At 40.1% G+C, this 16,303-nt stretch carries 7 protein-coding genes and 2 pseudogenes; 3 read left to right on the top strand and 6 right to left on the bottom strand.

The window, feature by feature from the left end; genetic code table 11:
* Positions 1 to 16: 16 nt before the first annotated feature.
* Both AC504W_RS09195 and AC504W_RS09190 read left to right on the top strand, forming a co-directional pair.
* Positions 17 to 1,282 (top strand): M16 family metallopeptidase, encoded by a 1,266-nt coding sequence (locus AC504W_RS09195; RefSeq protein WP_494877492.1) that lies wholly within the window; start codon positions 17 to 19, stop codon positions 1,280 to 1,282.
* 149 nt (positions 1,283 to 1,431) lie between these two features.
* A complete protein-coding gene (locus AC504W_RS09190) occupies positions 1,432 to 2,715 on the top strand; it encodes a M16 family metallopeptidase (protein WP_494877491.1) in 1,284 nt (427 codons plus the stop codon).
* 18 nt (positions 2,716 to 2,733) lie between these two features.
* On the opposite strand, the gene AC504W_RS09185 is transcribed toward AC504W_RS09190, so the two are convergent.
* Positions 2,734 to 7,389 (bottom strand): response regulator, encoded by a 4,656-nt coding sequence (locus AC504W_RS09185; RefSeq protein ID WP_494877490.1) that lies wholly within the window; start codon positions 7,387 to 7,389, stop codon positions 2,734 to 2,736.
* Between the two features lie 112 nt (positions 7,390 to 7,501).
* Entirely contained in the window at positions 7,502 to 7,918 is a 417-nt protein-coding gene (locus tag AC504W_RS09180; RefSeq protein ID WP_494877489.1) for an ATP-binding protein, read from the bottom strand.
* Positions 7,919 to 8,069: 151 nt separating this feature from the next.
* Here AC504W_RS09180 and AC504W_RS09175 point away from each other — a divergent pair, with 151 nt between their 5' ends.
* Complete coding sequence (locus tag AC504W_RS09175; RefSeq protein WP_494877488.1) at positions 8,070 to 9,269, top strand: PP2C family protein-serine/threonine phosphatase; 1,200 nt, start codon at positions 8,070 to 8,072, stop codon at positions 9,267 to 9,269.
* Positions 9,270 to 9,295: 26 nt separating this feature from the next.
* Here the strand turns inward: AC504W_RS09175 and AC504W_RS09170 are convergent, their stop codons facing one another.
* From AC504W_RS09170 to AC504W_RS09155, 4 genes and pseudogenes are all read right to left on the bottom strand, one after another.
* Positions 9,296 to 9,622 (bottom strand): STAS domain-containing protein, encoded by a 327-nt coding sequence (locus AC504W_RS09170; protein WP_494877487.1) that lies wholly within the window; start codon positions 9,620 to 9,622, stop codon positions 9,296 to 9,298.
* A 149-nt stretch (positions 9,623 to 9,771) separates the two neighbouring features.
* Positions 9,772 to 11,757 (bottom strand): glycosyltransferase family 2 protein, encoded by a 1,986-nt coding sequence (locus AC504W_RS09165; protein ID WP_494877485.1) that lies wholly within the window; start codon positions 11,755 to 11,757, stop codon positions 9,772 to 9,774.
* Positions 11,758 to 11,827: 70 nt separating this feature from the next.
* A pseudogene (locus AC504W_RS09160) lies at positions 11,828 to 14,576 on the bottom strand (DUF3131 domain-containing protein).
* Between the two features lie 159 nt (positions 14,577 to 14,735).
* A pseudogene (locus AC504W_RS09155) lies at positions 14,736 to 16,146 on the bottom strand (DUF3131 domain-containing protein).
* Positions 16,147 to 16,303 lie beyond the last annotated feature (157 nt).

The raw sequence follows: 16,303 nt of genomic DNA, 5'->3' as shown, positions 1-16,303 counted from the left end.
TTAAATCTACAAAAAATTGTCACAGCAATTAATTCATCCGGTTTTTCCAGCCTCCATTTTCCGACTCGACAATGGTTTAACGTTTATTCATCAAGAAATTCCGACTACTCCTGTAGTTGTGGCGGATGTATGGGTGCGTGCTGGAGCAGCCAGAGAGCCAGAACAGTGGTTTGGGATGGCTCATTTTTTAGAACACATGATTTTTAAAGGGACACCTACACTAGCCCCTGGAGCTTTTGATCACAAAATTGAAAACCGTGGTGGTGTGAGTAACGCAGCCACCAGTCACGACTATGCTCATTATTGTGTGACCACAGCTGCACCTTATTTAGCAGATACATTGCCTTGTCTAGGAGAACTACTAGTAAATGCGGCAATTCCTGATGATGAATTCTTGCGCGAACGGGATGTAGTACTAGAAGAAATTCGTTCTTGTCAAGATGATCCCGACTGGCTAGGATTTCAGTCTCTCATCAAAAACGTTTATCAGTACCATCCCTATGGACGTTCGGTGCTGGGTACGGAAATGGAACTGATGCAGCAGTCAGCCGATGATATGCGCTGTTTTCATCGCGCTCATTATCAACCAGAAAATATGACTGTGGTAGTTGTCGGTGGTATTGAGCAAGCAAAAGCCTGGGAATTAGTAAATCAATCATTTGCAAATTTTACTGAACCTGTTGATTGTCCCCTATCCATCCCAGCCATACAACCAGTAATTCGAGGGATACAGCGTCAAGAACTGTGTTTACCCAGGATGGAGCAAGCACGGTTGCTGATGGCGTGGACTGCACCGGGAGTTGAGCAACTCCGCACCGCTTATGGCTTAGATGTGTTATCTGTATTCTTAACAGAAGGGCGAACTTCTCGCTTAGTCCGTGACTTACGGGAAGAACAGCAATTAGTACATGGAGTTTGTAGTAATTTTTCTCTTCAAAAAGAATCCAGTTTATTTACTATCACTGCTTGGTTAGAACCAGAAAACATCGAGAAAGTTGAGGAATTAATTCGCAACCATTTACATGATTTGCAAACTGAAGGCATTAGCGAACAAGAATTAGCGAGAATGCGTCGGTTGTTATGTAATGAGTATGCCTTTTCGACGGAAACGCCCAATCAACTGACAGGACTTTATGGTTACTACAACACTATTGCCCAAGCTGAAGTGGCAATAACTTATCCGCAGCAAATTCAGTCATTTACTACCCAAGAACTGCAACAATTAGCTAAACAGTATCTTTCACCGCAAAATTATGCAGTGACTATCCTGAAACCATGTTAGTCCAGATTTTTGTCTAGAAAAGGCAGGGAAACAGGAAGGCGGAAGCGAACAAATGACTAATGACCCTTCGGGTTCGCCAGTTGCTCATGGGGGAAACCCCCAAGACCGCACTGACTCACCAATGACCAATGACTATTGACTATTCAAAAATGACTCCAACCGTAAAACCTTCCCTTTCTCAGTCCTTTATTCATCGCACTGTACTCAATAACGGCATTGTTGTGTTGGTGGCGGAAAATCCAGCGGCGGATATTATTGCAGGGCGAATTTTTCTCCGGGCTGGTAGTTGTTACGAACAACGAGAACAGGCGGGATTAGCACATTTACTTTCCGCTGTCATGACTAAAGGCTGTGATGGGCTTTCTAGCTTGGAAATTGCTGAACACGTAGAATCTGTAGGGGCTAGTTTGAGTGCAGATACCTCTACAGATTATTTTTTGTTGTCCTTGAAGACCGTCACTTCAGACTTTGCGAATATATTGGCACTAGCAGGGCGAATTTTGCGATCGCCTACCTTCCCCGAAGAACAGGTAGAATTAGAACGGCGGTTAGCTTTACAAGATATTCGCTCCCAAAAAGAACAGCCTTTTACTTTAGCCTTTGAGCAAATGCGGCGGGCAATATATCAAAATCATCCCTATGCTATGTCATTGCTAGGAGATGAAACGACAATGAGCCGCATTACCCGCCAAGACTTGGTGCAGTATCACCAAACTTATTTTCGTCCAGATAATTTGGTCGTGAGTATTGCTGGCAGAATTACCTTAACAGAAGCAGTCGCATTAGTAGAACAAGTATTTGGTGACTGGAAAATACCCACACAAGCACAACCAGTTTTAAATTTGCCAGAAATTCCAGTTAACCCACAACAGCTACTCAAGCCGCTACAAACACAACAATCAATTGTTATGTTGGGTTATTTAGGTGCAGCCGTTAATTCTCCAGACTACGCCCCACTTAAACTGCTTTCTACCTATTTAGGCAATGGCTTATCTAGCCGTTTATTTGTGGAATTGCGAGAAAAGCGCGGTCTAGCATACGAAGTCTCTGCTTTTTACCCCACTCGATTGTATCCAGGTTCTTTTGTCGTCTACATGGGTACAGCCCCAGAAAATACCACTATTGCTATTGAAGGACTGCGGGCAGAAGTTGATTTACTGTGTACTACAGAAGTCTCAGCCAACGCCTTCCAAGCTGCGAAAAATAAAATTCTCGGACAGTATGCTTTAGGTAAACAAACTAACGGACAAATTGCTCAAATTTACGGCTGGTATGAAATCTTAGGGTTAGGCATTAATTTTGACAGCCAATTTCAAGAGCTAATTGCTGCGGTGAGTGTGGAAGATGCCCAAACCGCCGCTAGTCGATATTTAGAAACACCTTACTTATCTTTAGTTGGTCAAGAAGAGGCAATTAATCGGGCTTTAGCTTAAAAAAGAAGGATTTTTCTTTTAATTATGGCTATTGGTTATAAATGCTTGAATACGGTTGACAAAATTCTCTAGTTCTGAAATTATTTCAGTGCTACCTCTGCGTTCTTGATAAATAGCCAGTTGTTCTAATTTTTCCGCAACTAAATACATAGATTTAGCTCCGATATTATTACTAGTGCCTTTAATTTGATGGGCTTGTTGCGCCATTAACTGAAAGTCACTGTTGGCGATCGCCTCTTTGGTTAACTCTAAACGAGTGTACATATCTTTCACAAAGATCTCCAACAGTTGCTCTTCAAATTCGTGATCATTTTCTGACAGCTGATGCAAATGTTCCCAATCAATGGGCAATGTATCTAAATCCTCTGCGGTTGTAGAAACTGGATGAACAGATTTAATATCTGTGTGAATTTCCACCAAAAACTGGCTCCAATGTTCTAATACAGCTGCCAGCTTCTCCTTCATCACAGGCTTACTCAGATAGTCGTCCATACCAGCATCTAAACACAATTGTTTATCTTCCTTCATGGCATTAGCTGTCATAGCAATGATGACTGGACGACGACGATTAGCAAAATAACTTTCATGCCAACGATGAATTTCTTTGGTTGTTTCTAAACCATCCAGAACTGGCATTTGGCAATCCATCAAAATCACATCGTAAGGAATTTTTTCTAACAGTTGTAAAACTTCTTGGCCATTAGCGGCAACATCGGCATTGTAACCCAGACTTTTAAGCTGTTTAAGAGCAACTTTTTGATTGACTAAATTATCCTCAGCCACGAGAATTCTTAATTTAGTGGAGCCAGTAGCAACATGAAGGCGGCTATTTTGCAAATTGTTCATTTCTAAACCCTGATGACTTGGTAGATGCTGTTGTTCTGGTGGTAATTGGAACCCTAAAATATTTGTGAGAGTATCCAGGAGGCGGGATGGCTTCACAGGTTTGACTAAATAAGCAGCAAATCCCATTGTGAGCGATCGCTGTATTTCCTCCCGCTGCTGAGTAGATGTCAGCATCACTAAAGGTATCTCAGCCATAGTAGGTTGAGCCTTGATTGTTTCTGCTAAAGCCATCCCATCTGTTTGGCACATCTGCATATCAATTAAAACCACATCATAGGGATTTCCTTGCTGATCAGCTGCTTCCATAGTGCTGAGAGCCACGTCTGCACTATCAGCTTTATCTACCTGTATTCCCCAGCGGGTGGCTTGATGAGCGATGATTTTGTAGTTAGTAGTGTTGTCATCGACTAAAAGCAGGCGGCGATCGCACAAAATTCCGCGATCGTCTGTTACCGTATTCGGCTGGATTTGTTTGGCAAAAGGAATCTCAAACCAAAACTCGGAGCCTTTACCTAACTCACTTTCTACGCCAATTTCTCCTTTCATCAAGGTCACAAGTTGTTTGCAGATAGCCAATCCCAAACCAGTACCGCCATAATTGTAAGTATTAACAGTATGTACTTGGGTAAATGAGGTAAATAGTTTGCGTTGGTTTTCTGTAGTAATACCCAGCCCAGTATCGGTAATAGCAAAGCGAATATTAGCTGTCGTGGTATTTTCCCAGCACAATTCGGCTTTGACTAATACTTCTCCAGTACTGGTGAACTTGATCGCATTACTAATCAAGTTCATCAAAATTTGCCGTAAGCGACTAGCATCTCCTTGGAGAAGAGTTGGAACGTTGCGATAAATTAAAGCGGCAATTTCTAATTGCTTTTGATGCGCTTGGGGAGCTAATAAATCTAAGACTTCTTCGACACAAGTTGCTAAATCAAAATTGAGGGTTTCTAAAGTCATTTCCCCAGCTTCAAGTTTGGATAAATCCAAAATCTCGTTAATCAGGCTTAACAGCGCATCACCGCTAATGCGAATTGTTTCAATAAAATCTTGCTGCTCTTGATTGAGGGGAGTTTCTAACATCAAACCAGTCATCCCCAACACAGCATTCATGGGAGTCCGAATTTCATGACTCATATTAGCCAAAAATGCACTTTTGGCTTGAGAAGCTAATTCGGCTTGGCGACGAGCCACTTCTAGTTCTTCTCGTTGTCTTGTTTCTACTTTTAGTAATTGGGCTTGAGCGATCGCAATACCTACTTGGTCAGCAATTTGCCTCAGAAGATGAGTTTCAAAACTTGACCATTGATGGGGAGAGGTACACTGATGAGCAATTAATAAACCGCAGAGTTCTTCTTTGACGAGTATAGGGATAACTAAGTTGGCTTTTACTCCCAGTTGTTGCAGTAATTTTAGATGACTTTGTTGAATGCCCAGCAAATCAAACTCAGCTATCACTTCAATCTGCTTTTTGCGGTATTGTTGAAGGTAATATTGTTGTTGATATTCTGTTTGTAAGTAAGAATCAGCAATATTTTGTGATTTAATTGATGGCCAGTCAGAAACTACTGCCTCAACCAACATATTATCCGCGCTATTGAGGGACATTTGCGAAATTAAAACGCGGTCAGTTTGCAGAATTTTTTGAACTTCTTTGACAGTGATTTCTAAAATTTCTTCAATTTGCAAAGATTGGCGAATCTTTAAGGTAATTTCTGTAAATAATTGCGATCGCAAGTTTTGCCTTTGTAGTTCTTCTTCGGCTTTTTTGCGTTGAATAAACTGCCCTACTTGTTCACCAATGGAATTAATAATTTTTGTCAAATTTTGGTCATATTGCTGAATTTGATGGCTGAAACAGGTAATAACACCAAAGATTTTATGTTCACTGCGAACAGGAAAACCAAAAGCGCTATGCAATCCTAATTGAGTTACAGCTTGGTTTCGCAAAAAGTTGGCATCACTAGGAACATCCGTCAACCACACACTGTCACAACTCGACCAAACACGACCAGGTAATCCAATTTCTGGTGCAAATGTGATTTGCTGACTCTGTGTTTTCAAGTCTTGTATATCTAACGATTCACGATGCCACAAGTCAAAAAAACTGAGTACATTTGCTTGCTGGTCAACCATCCAAATTTCACTCACATCCCATCCCAAGCTCTCACAAATAGCTTGGAGAATCTGCGGAATTGTTTCGGCGATCGTTGTTGATTCTGCTAAAACGCGGGTAATTGCATATTGTGCAATCAAATGTTTTTGTGCGCGTTTGCTATCGGTAATGTCAATCCCTGTACCAATAACATATTCCACTACACCTTCGTAGCCTTGGAGAATAGCATTTGACCAAGCAATCAACCGCTTACTACCATTTTTAGTTACCCAATAGTTTTCGTAATTTTGATAGCCTTGATGATGATTACCTGCTTGTAACTGAGCGAATACTGCTTTGACTGGTTCTACTTCTTCTGGAAGTAAAAACAAATTCCAGAAATATCTACCCCTGACCTCCTCAAATGAGTAACCTGTGATTTGCTCACAAGCTTGATTGAAACGAACAATTTGCCCTTGAGCATCAAGCACTATTACCAAGGCACTGGCTGTATCCAGCACTGCTGAAATAAAATTACGCTCTTCTTGGAGTGTATCTTCTATCGATTTGCGTGTCGTAAATTCACAATAAATTAGGTAGTAGACTACAGCCAGAATCACAAAGCTCAGAAAAATGGCAAAAGCGAGGATTAAAATTGTGTAGCCGGAACTGACTTTTGCCGTTTGTGATTGCTCTTTTAATAATTCTTTTTCCTCTTTTTCTATCTCATAAATTGCTTTGTGGATATCATCCATTAAGTTATTTTTTTTATCTTTTAACATAGTCTGCAATGCGACTACAAACCCTTGACTTTGGCGCAGATTGATGATTTTTTTTAACAAAATAAGTTTAGCTGTTATCAGTTGTTGCAGAATAATTAGCTGCTGTTGTTTCTGAGGTTGCTCTACTGTGGCATTTTGCAGATTTGTTATTTGTTCATCAATATTTGCCAGTGCTGCTTGATATGGAACTAAATAAAATTTGTCTCCTGTCAGAATGTAACTTTGTTGTGCAGCTTCCGCATCTTTAATATCAGACAGTAATGTTTCTAAGCGGTTAATTTGCTTTTGGGTTTTTTGAATTTGATGATTTGTATTAATAAATAATTTGGTATTTTTGTAAGAAATTAGACCTATCAAAACTAAAATTACTGAAGCTAAACCAAAGCCACCAGCAACCCTTTTAAAGAAATGCTTATGTACTTTTTGTTTATGCTTACGTTCATCAGCAACTAGTACTAAACTTGCTAAATTCCGCCGCATTTCCATTTGCTTGATGACTTGGCGGCCGAGAGTGCGTAATGCCTCTACCTGCTCAGAAGACAGGTTTCGTGGTACACGATCAATTACGCAAAGTGTGCCTACAGCATAGCCTTCAGGGTTAATCAACGGCACACCAGCATAAAACCGAATATCGGGGTCAGCGGTAACTAATGGGTTGGTAGCAAAGCGTTCGTCATCTGTCGCATCAGGTACAGTAAAAATGTCAGGCTGTAAAATGGCATGGGCGCAAAAGGCTAAATCTCTGTGTGTTTCTAGTGCATCCAGCCCGACTTTTGACTTAAACCACTGACGATTGCGATCAATTAAGCTGATTAAAGCAATCGGAGTTCCACAAATATACGATGCTAAATGAGTCAGGTCATCAAATGCTGCCTCAGATGGAGTATCGAGGATTTTATATTCTAAAAGCGCCTCTATTCTTTGTACTTCGTTATCAGGTAATGGTGCTTTCATCCTATTTGATTTATGACCTTAGACGTACACTTGGGGAACAAGAAATTGTCAAAATTTATTCGGCTGATATTCTTGACTTTTGCTATAAGTCAAGTTTTTTTGTTTAATATTTCTAATAAAATTTACTAATAAATAAACAGTAATAGTTATCCGCTATTTTTTCGTAGCTCAATTTGTCGGCGATCGCCGACATAATTTTCAAGCCGCGTCCTCGTTCTTGTTGATTATCTTTAAGTTCAGTGACTTCTCTTAATTGTTTTTCTAAATCAAACGCTTCTCCGCGAGATAATATGCGTATTTCCATCTGTTGATTTGACAAGCAAACTTCTATCTCAATCGGAGTTTCTTTGGGTAAATTTTTGTGAGCATGTTCAACAATGTTGGCAAATCCCTCTATTAACAGAGTTTGACATTGCCACCAAATTTGTTGATTAATCATTTGTGCGTGGTTAATTTGCTCAAACCAAGACAAAATCTCAGACGAGGCATTCAGGTCTGTATTGACTTTTAAACAAATTTTATGATCCACTTTGATTTTATTAAATGTTGAGCTTATATCATAAGCGGAACTCAATTTATTTAATTTGAGTATTTTTACTATACATTTACAACTAAAATCTAGTTAATTTTAAATGTGAATAAGATATTTAATTATTGTTATATTGAGTAAGCTGTAATTTATGGTAAAAATTTTAGTTATTGATGATGACCCAATTGTTCAGGCAGTCCTGAAAAGAACACTCGAAAATCAGGGTTATGAAATAACTGTGGCGAAAAACGGTGAAGAAGGAATTACTCAAGCGCGCCGACTTCGCCCTGCTTTGATTATTTGTGATTGGGTAATGTCAAAACTAGATGGATTGGAAGTGTGTCGGCAAATTAAAGCAGATCCAGAGTTAGCTACTACTTTTTTTATTTTGCTGACTGCTAAGGGAGCAGCTAGAGGAGAAGAAGACGATAGAGTCAGAGGGTTGGATGCGGGAGCAGATGAGTTTATCTCTAAACCCATCGAGATGAATGAGTTAAAAGCACGAGTCCGTGCTGGACTGAGGTTACATCAACTAAATCAAGATTTGCAAAGTCAAAAACAAGCTTTAGAAATACTCAACCAAACTTTGCAAACCCAAAAGCAAATTATGGAAGCAGAATTAGCTGAGGCTGCTGAATATGTGCGATCGCTCTTACCGCCACCACTTACGGGAAAAGTAACTACAGAAGCACTATTCATTCCCTCTGCACAGTTAGGCGGTGATTGCTTTGATTATTATTGGCTAGATGACGAGCATTTAGTAATTTATCTCCTGGATGTATCAGGACATGGGGTAGGTTCGGCGCTGCTTTCTGTATCTGTGCTGAATATTCTGCGATCGCAATCTTTACCCAACACTAATTTTTGTCACCCCAGTGAAGTTCTCAAAGCACTCAATCATCACTTTCAGATGAGTAATCACGGTGCTAAATATTTTACCATCTGGTATGGAGTTTATCATCGCATTAAGCATCAACTTGTCTACGCCAACGCCGGACATCCACCTGCTGTACTGCTATCAGGTAACTCTTATACTAATTTGCAAGTTAAACAACTGAGTTCTTTAGATTTACCTATAGGCTTTGTGCCAGAAGTTGACTTTGCAGAGGCTGTTTTTGATATTGAAGCAAATAGCATTCTTTATATATTTAGCGATGGGGTTTATGAAATCAATCAACCAAATGGAAATATCTTGGGACTCGATGCTTTCATCGAAATATTAATCAAATATAACCGAGTAAATAATTGCCATATTCAAAATCTATTAATGCAAATTATGACACTCAATATTCAACAAAGTCTGGAAGATGATTTCTCTTTGCTCAAAATTCATTTTGGTAGTGCAGCTTAAATCAAATGGTGTAATTGCTTATTAGTTCACAGAGTTGTTAATACTTGTTGTTTAAAATCATCTTGATCGGTAAAGGTTTGAATCACTCGATCAATTTTTGTCAATTCAAATAACATTCTCACTTGGTCACTTACAGAGCAAACAAATAGTTTAGCATTAGCAGTTTTTGCTATTTGCATTGCTGAGACTAAAGACCCTAAGCCAGAGCTATCGATAAAAGTAACTTCTTTCAAATCAATTAATAAAATTTCCACACCATTATCTAGTAAGTCGCTAACTTCACGCCGCAACTGATTACCACTAATGCCATTTAAAATTCCCGATGGTTGAATTATTTCAATTTTAGAACTCATTAGTTACTCGCTGTTTTTTGTATTAAATCTCACATTTTTATATTTTGGCATTTGTATTCTTTAAGTGCAAGTTTTTTGCTAACTTTCAGACTACAAAATACAATTTACATCATTTCTTTATTCAGTAATGAGTAATTTTGGTGAAATCTTTAAGACTCTTTTGATGGTTGCCAAATAGCAGCACGAATCACTACCCACAATAGCAGTAAATTATAAATAGCCCAAGCACTATTTAGTAAGTGAACCCAAGGATGATTGAGATTGCCAATAACCAAACGATAAAGAATCCATAACATACCTAAAATAGTGAGAAAAAAGATAAGTAATTGCGGCCAAACCAACCGGAGATAAATGCCAGATTGCCGTTGTTTAGGTGTGACTTGGAAATTAATTTTTTGTCCAGTGAACACACTCCATACAGCTTGAATTAATAAAGGAAAGAGTGCGATCGCATATTGTTCTGAACGCCATACTTCACCAGCGGGAATACCCCAAGTCACTGCTAAAAAAGTGAGGCGATTAATTATAAAAGCTGGAAAAAAATGTATAGCGAAATCATACCCGAAGGTTTGCACAGGAGCAATTTCTGTAAATAAGTAAATAATTGGGCAAGAAATAAATACAAGAGTTGCAAAACCGGAAAAGTAGCTATACATCGTCTTGAAATATTGCAGTCGTTGCCAAAATGTTAGCCCTGGTTTTGCAAAGGGATTTTCTCTCAGTAAAACTTGGATAGTTCCTTGCGCCCAACGTAGTCGCTGTTTTAAAGTAGAACTCAAATCATCAGGAGCCAAACCTTCTGCTAACAATTCATGATGATAAATAGATTTCCACCCAGCACCATGCAAACGCATAGCTGTATTCATATCTTCTGTAATACTATTGCTGGATACACCACCAACTAATTGAAATTCATCTAATCTTGTTTCATCTTTGCTAAACTCATCAGCAAAATATTGCAGCCCTACATTAATTAGTGCTTCTCGACGGAGAACGGCATTTGTTCCTGTATAAAAGGCCGCATTCATGCCATCTTTTCCTTGTTGTAGCGGCCCATAAAATAAACTAGCTTTATGTCCAAAAGGATCACCAGCAGGAATATTATAAAAGTCTTGGGGTGTTTGAACAAAAGCAATACGGTTTTGTTCGTACTTACCATTGAAAAGATTATATGTATAAAAATAGGGTAAGACTCGCTTGAGAAACTGTACTTTAGGAATATGATCAGCATCTAAAGTGAGAATAAATTCTCCATAGGTTTCACCAGAAAAAATTGCATAGTTCAGATTACCTGCTTTGGCATGATGAGGTACACCCACAGGTTTAGGACGTGCAATGTAGTGAAATCGAGCCAGTTCAACTAATTCTAGTTCTTTGCGGTAAATAGCTTTTTCTAAAGCTTGTTGCTCAGTATTAAGTCGTTCAGTAATACTTTGATGTTCTGGCGGCAACCACAAAATAAACTGTTGGAGACTTTGGACAAATACTTCTGTAGATGTTTTATCTTGATTCTGCGTTGATGAAATTTCTTGTAACCATTTTTCAGCAGCTTGAGTATTAAACTTTAATTTTTCTAATTGTTGAAGACGTTCTATTAATTGTGAGCGTTCGGTATCAATTCGATTTGCTTCTTTTTGTAGGAGTGGTGATTGCAAATCTGCAATACATAACCTTTCTGTCATGGCTCGGATTTCAGCCGAGTTACCATCATCTAATACATAAACATGCAACTTAGTAGCAGGATAATCTATTGCTAAAGCTGCCAAAGCAGTTTGTTGAACAATTTCTGGTGGTTCATTGTAACAGGTGATAAATACATCTACTGTTGGCCATTCGGCTGGCGGTAAAGGTGGCATCATTTGGTCAAGAGACTTAACCTGTCGAACTAAAGGCCGCCATAAACCAATGACAAACATCGCACCGCCAAAATAGCTATAAATTTCTGCTAATAGCAACGGAATTGAAAGCCACAAAGCATCAAAATTGATGGAATGGGTGATGCGCCATTGTAAATACCAAATCCCAAAAATTAAATTAATTTCTGCTAGGTAGCGAAATAATAATGTTCTTTTTTTGAGGATTGAGCGACTGTTGCCGAAAACGTTGGTGGAATTATTAATAGATGCAGAAGTCATGGTGACACCAAAAATAAAATTATGGTAGAGACAGGAGATATCTAGCTCTACACTCCTGTTTCTGACTAAATCATTTTGTAACTTTTGTATTTTTGCTACCAGATACCCAGTAACTTCCAGAACTATCAGACATTAAGCTAATTTTTGGTTGAGGAATTCTGGGGAGACCGCGGCCGGAATCTCCTTGGGCTATAGTTTTCCACCAGGGAGATTTGAGAGAAGTAGTTGCACAAATTAAGGGTTGGTGATTTGTGAGTGTGTATAGTAAGGATTGCAAAATCATACTGTTGGTACTGCTGGTGAAACCAACGGCTGTTTTACCTGTGGTTTCATAAAAGCCTTCGTAAAAACCTGTGAGTGGGTTATATAAGTCAGTGGTTCCTTGGACTAACTTTTGACTATACTGATTGTCTGGCAGGAGAGCGTGATAGGCAAAAGCCACAGATGTACTGACCATGCGCCCTTGAGGTAAAGTTTGTCCGTCATCACCTATAGCTTCCCAAGGTTTACCCTGGGCTGTAATGGCGCTGTGGACTGTGTAAGGCTTGCGGTCGATTAAGGTAGTCGCCGAGGCTGTGAGTGTGTTGGTGCGACGGTAACGTTCGGCTTGGGCTTGGAAAATTGGCTCAAAGAGCGATCGCATTTTCGGATCTAAGCCAAACTCTAACCCATAAAGAATGAAAGGATTACTGACGGTGTATTGGTTAACTTTGGAGTTAGTATCTGTGCGTTGGCGCTGAGTTGGTATTTTCACTCCTTCCACCACACTAGTTTGATATTCCCCACCTACAGCGGAACCTTCCACATCAAATCCCCACAGTTGAAAAGCACGCGCCGCATATTCTTCATAACCCAAGCGGGTTTCTAGATTGACGCGGGTAAGATAACGCCCTTGGGGATTTTTAATCACAGTTGCACTGGAGAGAACTCCATCCCGGACTACCCGGAGGTATGACCAATCTAAGACAATTTGATCAACGGCTTTAGTATATTCTGGATGATAACTTTTTAAGTTATACAGCCCGGCTAAAAGTCTGCCGATATCCAGGGCTGATCCAACCATTGCCTTCGATTACTGGGTTTCCGCCGTAATCTATAGGTTGGAGTGTCCGCGTATCATAACCCCGATTTGGTAACTCACCAGCAAACAACGGTAGTTTTCCTAACGCTGCTAATATATGGCGGGTGCGCTGGTCAAATTCTTTCGGGGAAATCACATCCAGCGATCGCGCGGCGTGGAGTGCGGCGAGATAATCTCCTAATCCCCAGAGAGTTGTACCTTTGAAGTCGCTGCGATCATCAATTAAGCCATTCTTTGGATGATAATTGGCTTGAAAATATCTCCATGCGGCCTCTGCATAGCGCCTTTCCACCACTGTTAAAGGTCGAGTCAATTTCAACTTAGATGATGAATCTGGACTATCAACTGGGGGGATGGGTGTAATCGCTACTTCCTCGATTTGAGAACTATTGGCTGGTGGCGTAGGAACTTTTACCTCCACAACTCTAGGAGTATTCCCAGATGTTTGTGGTGGATTTGTGGGTGTGGGAGTCGCCGCAGAAGTATTGTTACTTGGCGCTTTGGCTGTTGCATTTACAGAACCAGTAATTAAAGAACGATTCCCTCTGGCTTTGTAGTACAAAATCTCCAAAATTAGCCCATTGGTATTACCAGTTAAGGCTTTATTTGGCTGTTTCGATTCCTCATAAATACCCGCATAATAACCACTGTCATCAGGACTGCGGAGATCCTTAACTGCATCAAACAGCTTTTGAGCGTAAGCATTATCTGGGTACAAGTAACGCCAACCAAAAGCAGCTTTTGTACTCACACTGCGGAACTGAGGATAAGGTTGGTTGGTGTCGGTAATTGTAGCCCAGTTCTGCCCGTTGGCGTAAACAGTGTTGTAGAGAAAATAAGGTGCTTGGTCGATGTTGTCTTCTGTCACCGCTGTCAACTGACCTGTAGCTTCGTAACGCCGCTTCTGCACTTCGAGAACTCTCGCCGCAAAATCGGCTAACTCACCTTGTAAGCCAAATTCAATTCCATCCAGAATATAAGACTCACTAACAACGTAATTATTCGCGTTAGTGCTTTGAAAATCACGAGTATCAACGGGAATTTGTACACCATTAACTTCAACCATTTTATAGGGTTCCAAAGCCAGAGCTTTGGGTGCAGCAAAACCCCAAAGTTGATAACCTCTAGCACCATATTCTTCGTAACCGAGTCGCCCTTCTTGGACTAATAATGTTTTGTTATCAGGTAAAACAGTAGCACCGTAAAGTTGTCCATCTTTGAGCGATCGCCCTACTTGCCATTTGGCGACAATTCCTTTAAGCCAATCATTATATTGAGGATGACAAGTACGAATGACATCAAATGCAGCTAAAACCCGACCGATATCTAAAGCCGACCAGCCAATACCTCGCTCAATCGGATTGTTGCCATAATCAACCATCTGTCCAGTAGCGGTATTGTAAACTTTATTGGGTAAAGCATCTTCAAACAACTTGAGATTGCCTAAACCTGTTAAAAATTTATTCAGACGAGAATCAAAGTCTGCTTGATCTGTGAGATTCATCCATCGCGCCGCATTCAACGCCATCAGATAATTCCCCATATCCCAAAGGGTTCCCGAAGGATAACCCCCAGCCGCATTGGTCAATCCTGTCGCTGGCTGATAATTTTTGACAAAATACTGCCAAGCACCACGCGCATAAGTTTGTTCTTCTGCTGTGAGGGGCGCAGTAATATTGCTACAGCTATTAGCATTTTGAGATAAGACTGGAGTAGGTATGTAAACCAAAAATTGCATCAATGTTCCAACTAAGAACAATGCAATCCATCTCCACATTTTTTGTGAAAAGTACTGGTACATAAAATTAAAAAAAATTTTAATCGTCAGAATTCTGAGTTTCAATAATTAGTAATTAATAACTTGTATGAAAGCTTTTAATTACAAATTAGCTATTATTCAATTAATTCCCGCCCAAACAATTAAAGGTTTACCCACTTGTTTATAAAGAAAGCTTTCTAAAATCACGCCATTATTATTAGCAGTGAGAGATTTATTTGGTTGACGCAGAGATTCGTATAAGCCGTTGTACCAACCTTTATCTGATTTCAGTTGCTGGAAAACTGTATCAGTTAGGGAACGCGTGTAGTCTGTTTGATAAAGTATGTGCCAACCGATCGCCGCTTTGGCACTGAGAAAACGTAAATTATTATGTTGTGCTTGAGTATCGGTAATTGTCGCCCAAGGTTTACCGTTCACAAACAAGCTGTTATAGACAAAGTAAGGCGGACGATCTAAATTGTCTTCTGTTAGGGCGGTTAATTCTTTTGTGGCTTGATAACGCGCTGCTTGAGCAGCTAAAATTCTATCGGCATAAGCTTTGGGTAATGCTTGAAAGCCTGTTTCCATACCGTCCAGAATATAAGGTTCACTAAGGACGTAGTTATTCCCCCCAGAGTTATTCCCATCCCGGCGATCGTAAGGAATTCCTTGACCGTAAAGATTCACAAAGGCAGTATTAGACTGATAATCTAAGGCTTGCTTGACATCTAAACCCCACAGTTTCAAACCGTAGGCGGCATAGTTTTCATAGCCCAAGCGACCTTCTTGGTTATACTGTTCTTTGCCTTCAACAACAGCAGTACCGTACATCTGACCGTTTTTCGTCAGGCGCTTGACTTTCCAGTGCTGCCAAACAGCTTGTACAGGCGATCGCATTTTGGGATACTTGGCTTCTACAATCTTCAACCAAATGGCCATTCGTCCCAAATCAATCGCTGATCCAACCAATTTCTTCGCGTTTATCTAGCTGACCATAATTCACAGGTATCAAAGTTTTGGCGTTGTAGACTTTGTTGGGCAATTCACCTTTATATAAAGGTAGGGATGCTAGAGTCTGCAACATCTTAGTCATCTTCGCTTCAAATTCGGTGCTGGTAATAATGTTGAGTTCTTTCGCACTCACCAAAGCAGCGATCGCAGCTGCTTGATCCCAAATAGTTACAGATGCAAAACCATCCGCAGAATTCACTAAGCCAGTTTTTTCGTTCCAGTTTTGTTGAAAATAAGACCAAGCTAAACGCGCAGCTGCCATATCTGCTGCGTCGAGTTTACCAACTCCCGGCGCAATATAGGGTGTTTTGCTGGTCAGTTCACTAGTCGCAATTGGTGTTCCTGGTGAAACTGCGGAGTTCGCATCAAGTTTTGCGATTTTTTGTGCTTGTGTTTCTACTTCAGATGTTTGTGTCTTTTGCGAAATACGACCAGACCAAAAATTTAACCCAGCGATCGCAATCACCGCCGTAACCACCCCGCCTACAGAAGTGAGGATGGACAAGCCTTTAGGGGGTGGTTGAAAGTCAGAACTCATGCTGATTAAAGCCTTATTTTGTAATTCTTTTTTGCGATGAAAAAGAGTCAGAATGCGCCATATCTCAATTAAGATTAGCGACTGAAAACCACAATTTATCTATTGCTTTGACAAAATACAGTTTGGGTATTCTGTCTCCTGATTGCTGAATTGTCCT

This window comes from Nostoc sp. C96 (assembly GCF_059384975.1).
The sequence above is the reverse complement of the archived record's forward strand: the minus strand, read 5'-3'. Positions and strand labels throughout refer to the sequence as shown.

What these genes read in the sequence shown, in the direction of transcription:
- AC504W_RS09190 (WP_494877491.1), top strand. Translation starts at nt 1,432, where the DNA reads ATGACTCCAACCGTAAAACCTTCCCTTTCTCAGTCCTTTATTCATCGC.
- AC504W_RS09185 (WP_494877490.1), bottom strand. Translation starts at nt 7,389, where the DNA reads ATGAAAGCACCATTACCTGATAACGAAGTACAAAGAATAGAGGCGCTT.
- AC504W_RS09175 (WP_494877488.1), top strand. Translation starts at nt 8,070, where the DNA reads ATGGTAAAAATTTTAGTTATTGATGATGACCCAATTGTTCAGGCAGTC.
- AC504W_RS09170 (WP_494877487.1), bottom strand. Translation starts at nt 9,622, where the DNA reads ATGAGTTCTAAAATTGAAATAATTCAACCATCGGGAATTTTAAATGGC.
- AC504W_RS09165 (WP_494877485.1), bottom strand. Translation starts at nt 11,757, where the DNA reads ATGACTTCTGCATCTATTAATAATTCCACCAACGTTTTCGGCAACAGT.